This is a genomic window from Streptococcus sp. HMSC061D10, from assembly GCF_001808865.1.
Lineage (GTDB): Bacteria > Bacillota > Bacilli > Lactobacillales > Streptococcaceae > Streptococcus.
Genome location: NZ_KV795027.1, coordinates 1 through 5,121 on the forward strand (window position 1 = coordinate 1; position 5,121 = coordinate 5,121).

At 39.7% G+C, this 5,121-nt stretch carries 2 protein-coding genes; both read right to left on the reverse strand.

All coding sequences use genetic code 11. The features are described 5' to 3' along the window. The coding region (locus tag HMPREF2728_RS08680; protein ID WP_083280575.1) for an SIALI-17 repeat-containing surface protein at window positions 1-972 on the reverse strand (972 nt) is incomplete at its 3' end. Window positions 973-1,013: 41 nt separating this feature from the next. Next, window positions 1,014-5,121, reverse strand: a 4,108-nt coding sequence (locus HMPREF2728_RS08685) for a ZmpA/ZmpB/ZmpC family metallo-endopeptidase (protein ID WP_075227748.1), incomplete at its 5' end; no start/stop codon positions are given.

Here is a 5,121-nt window from a genome sequence, read left to right on the forward strand (position 1 = left end):
AGCTTCGGGTAATGCCGGTTGAACTTCCGGCTCGCCTTTGTCAGTCACAATAGCTTCCGGCAACGCTGGTTGAACTTCAGGTTCTACAAGGTTTGTACCTATTGGTTGCGTATAGTCAGGCTTCTCATACTTAGGAGCATCGTCTGGGACTGTGCCTACTGGTGCAGTGTACTCTGGTTTCTCTGATTTAGGTGCTTCGTCAGGCACTGTACCCACTGGTTTAGTGTATTCTGGTTTCTCAGCTTTAGGTGCTTCGTCAGGCACTGTGCCAACTGGTTTAGTATATTCTGGTTTGTCTGCTTTAGGTGCTTCGTCAGGAACCATCCCCACAGGTTGAGTGTATCCTGGTTTTTCATGAACTTCGGGCTCAACCAGATTACCACCAACTGGTGCTGTATGTTCTGGTTTTTCTGCTTTAGGCGCTTCATTAGGGATACTTTGAATTTCAGATACTGGAACATTTTTTGTCCCCTCAGCTTTATGTTGAATTTCTGAGATTGCATCATCATCAAGAGGTAAGTATCCAATATAACGATATCCAGCAATTTGAACTACTCCTTCATTACTTGGAGCTTTCAAAGGATTGCTTATATCGAGAGCTTGCATACTAGAAAGACTAATCAGTCCGATAGTAGTAACTAAGAACAAACTACTAACTTTTTTCTTTTTATGAACCAAAAGGACTAAACTACCAACAGCTAATAGCCCTAAAGCTGTAAGCACAGAAGTCGATGAACCTGTTGCAGGAAGAGCTTCCTGCTGATAAATAAGAGCATAAGTTACCTCATTATCAGTAGGAATTCCTGCTTGAATCTTTCTTTGTTCTTCCTTTGTAAGAGCGCTTTTTTCAATGTAATGATAGGTAGAAGCATGAATGACTGACGGTGCAACTAAGATACTTCCGAGTAAAACTGAACCAACAATCCCACAGATTTTTCGGATTGAAAACCGTTCTTTTTTAAATAATGACAAGCGTAATCACCTTCTTTAATTTTATTTCCTAATAGTAAACACTATTTTTTATTTTCAAAAATTGAACTTCTAAAATCATCAGTTTGATTTAGATAGGCCTTAAACACTGCTCTCTTTAACTTATGAACTGCACTATCATATTCTGGATTATAGTTGTCCCAAGAATAACGATTCTCATCTGCATCCTTACGGACAGCTTCGTCCATTAATCGCTGCAGTTCTTCTACACTATGAATCGTCTTTCTTGCAAAACTTGCCCAAGATTTAGTTGGATCGTTGAAGGTCACCTTTTTCAAGTTTCCAAACTGACCCACCCGTTCTTGGTACATAGCTGTCTTAAATTCTGCCCAAGTTTTATACTTACCTTCAAATACCTTTTCCAAAACAAGATCATCTGTCACCAATCCTCGTTCTTTACCATAAAGATTGATAGTTTTCCCTTGTTGTTTAGCAACTTCCTCGTATTGGTTTGAGATATAAGGTACCATTCCATCCTTAAAACCTTTGGCAGCCAAAAGTTCATAAGCTATCCTACGTCCCATCAAATCACCCGGAGTTCCCTTACTGCTCAGAGCCGAATAGATTGGGGCGAAGAGTTTAATCGTATAGTAACCGTTTCTTTCATATTCCCCAGACTTATATTCACGAGCTGACAAGATATTATTTTTAATTAAACTATCAAAGGTAGTCAATTTTTTGGCATCTTCTTCTGTCAGATTTTGTACAACGTTAGTAGCGTAAACCTCATTTCCATCTGCAGGATCTTTCACGTATTTATTCTCGATTTTTCTCAGAGCCGTCATTTTCTGATAAGCATCTAACTGTTTCACAATAGATTGCCCTTCGAGATATTCCAACATGTAAACGACATCAAACATATTGTGGACGTAGTTCTGAAGATCTGCTGCGTCATTAAATCTTGTAGTTGGATCAAGTACTTGCAATCGCTGGCCTTCTGTACTATCTGATGTTTTATGTTTCAAGATAGAGTTGATGGTAATGGTTGCATCACTTGGTTGATCAGGAGCTTGCAATAAGCCTTTTGCGAAGAACTCCGGTCCTAAGCCACTTCTTCGACCATAGCCACCAAGGTAAATATCCTGATCTGAATCATGTGTCATCTCATGGGTATAGGTGATAGCTCCATCCTTATCTAACATACGATAGGACATATAGTAAACGCCATCTCCAGTTGCATAAGCACCATGGTGATTGTGAACTACTTTATTCCCCACTGGACCAAAGAAATTCTTCATCGCCGGATTGGTACTATCAAACTGAGCCTCAACTGTAGCTTTTCCAGATGTTGTATCATCTCCAAACTTATAGGCATCATAAAGTAAAATTGTACGATAGAGCTTTTCACGTCCTTCTTTATCTAAAATACGATACCAATAATCATAGTGATCTCGCTGACGTTTGGCTGTTTCACGCGCATTATCTTCAACAAACTTATTGAGTTCATCTCCAGCCTTATAATCGCTGTTGCGGTAGCGATCGTAAGCGCCAAATCCTAGGCTAGACAAGGTTGAGATGACAAATACAGATCTTTCTGGCAAGGTAAGGAGAGGCAAGACCATATTGCGATATTTCCAAGTACTACTAGTAATTCTGTCATAAACACCGATAGAATACTTAGTCCCTGCTTGCTCTTGCTTGGCTTTGACCTCTGCAATAGTGGATTTTTCTTCGACAATGAAAGCTTTGGTCTGTTTTTTAAACCAGTCATTATTGCTAGTGTTTGGTAAAAAGACTTTTCGGTAATTTTCTAGCGTGCTAAACAAATCTGTCGTTCCATGATGGCTGGCAAGACTGATAGCATAAGTATCGACATTGTTTTTAGCAAGAAGATTGTTAAAGCCAGATTTACCTAACTCAATCAGAGTATCTAATGGTGAAGTATTTCCTTTACCAAAGAAGTCTGGACGATACATCACCAGGTCTTTGACATTCACTTGACCATAGCTAAAGTTATACCAACGTTCTAAATAAGTTAAACCGAGTAGCAAGGCTTCCTTATTGTTCTTGATTTTATCTACAAGATAGCCTCTGGTAACTGGGTTGTCACCAGCAAGTCCAGCATCTGCTGACAAGAGTTTTTTCAAACTGTTTGCCAAATTTTGTTTTGTTTTGACGAACTGGTCTTCCAGATAGAGCTCAGTTTGCTTGACATCTGGAGAAATTCCGAGTGTCTTTCTGATGGCATCCGACTTATAGTCAACCTTTTGTAAGTCAGGTAAGACTTGCTTAATGATAGAGTCTTGGTCATACAAGAATTGATTTGGAGTGTAGAGGAGTCCTGTATCCCCTAAACTATATTCTGCTAGCTTGGCAAAATCAGTCTGGTACTTGAGATCGAGCTTCTCAGATGAATGGTCCTGATAGTGAAGCAAGAGTTTATTTGCAGTCTGTTTGTTAGAAACAATATCTGTGATTACTTGGTCATCCTTCATCATAACTGCGGACAAGAGTTCTTTTTGATATAAGAGACTGTTCTCCTTAACCAGGTTTCCGTATTTCACGATGGTCGCCTTGTTATAGAAAGGTAACAATTTTTCAATGTTCTTATAAACCAAAGCACGGTTAGCTTGATAATGGGCTACCTTAGAAAAATCACTTTCTTTACTACCACTTGTTGAAAGGGGCTCCATTGTTGGAGGAGTGAGAGGATTGATTTCTGCTTTTTTATTAGTCACTTCAGAAGCATCTAACATTGTTCCTCTTTCTTCAAAGGATTCTTTGCTGACGACTTCATCCCTAACCAAGGTGACATTGTATACTCTGTTCGCCTTGCTGCTGAATGTGTCCTTCACCTTCATGTCATTATAGTGGTAACCGGTAATGGCATTTCCGTTGGTTACATTGACATCACTGAGAACATTGGTCAAGCTTCCAGCATGCCGTTCCTCACCAGAAGTTCGATCCCACAAATATCCAGCCACACCCGCAACTCTACCAAAGTGCTTGACATTGTTGATATCACCTTCAGCATAGCTATCCTGTATATGCGCATCTTGATCTACTAGACCTGCAAGCCCACCAACAGTCTGATCTGAACTATTGGTGTTGGATGAAATGGCTACTGTCGCTTTTGATTTAGCAATAGACGCATTTTTTCCTGTTAAATGACCGGCCAGACCGCCAATATTGTAGGCATCAGTTGTTTCATAGGTATTGACAATTCTTCCCTTGAAACTACTCTCTGTGATGCTTGATTGGTCTGCCTTAGCCAACAAACCACCGATACCACGTTCTCCAGCCAGAACACCATCGACATGAACTTGCTTAATTTTTGTGTTATTCTGAGCTTCATTTGCCAGTGAACCGATATCATCTTTCCCTGAAATAGTAACATTTTTTAGACTCAGTTTTTCTACTGTAGCACCACTCAAGTTTTCAAACAGAGGTTTTTTCAAGTTATAAATACCATACTTCTTACCATCTTTTTCTCCAATCAACTGACCAGTAAAGGTTCCCTTGATATAGGATTTATCATCAGGACTAAGCTCCACTTCGTTAGCATTCAGGCTAGCTGCTAAATGATAGGTTCCAGAGAGATTTTGGTTTATAGCTTTGACCAGATTACTAAAGGAAGTAAAGTTTGTCTTTTCCTCTGTAGCCTTCTTGGAAAGATAGAAGCTGAAATTGTCGACATATTTATTGTTCTGCTCTTGCTGGAGTTTCTCAGCCTTAGCTGTAATTTTATAAACTGACTGACCATTTCTTTCCTCTTGAGTTATTGAGGAGACTGGTAGATAGATATCTTTAAATGCCGAAGATTTTACCTTGACAAAGTAATTATCCGTATTCTTTGGAATTCCATCCAATGAGATATGTTGTTTATAAGTCCCATTCGTCTGGCTGTACAACTCAATATCCGAAACATTTCTTAATTCGAGTGTTTTTTCTGGATCCTGCTCTTTCGTTTTTTCAGTCGGAATATCTGGCTTTACTTGATCAATATCACCAGTGTATTCTGGAAGTGGGGCTACCTGTTCAGGCTCCCCTTTGCCACTTACAACAGCTTCTGGCAACGCTGATTGGACTGCAGGTTCGCCTTTATCAGTAACAACAGCTTCTGGTAATTCAGGCTGAACTTCAGGTTCACCTTTATCAGTAACAACTGCTTCTGGCAATTCAGGTTGAACT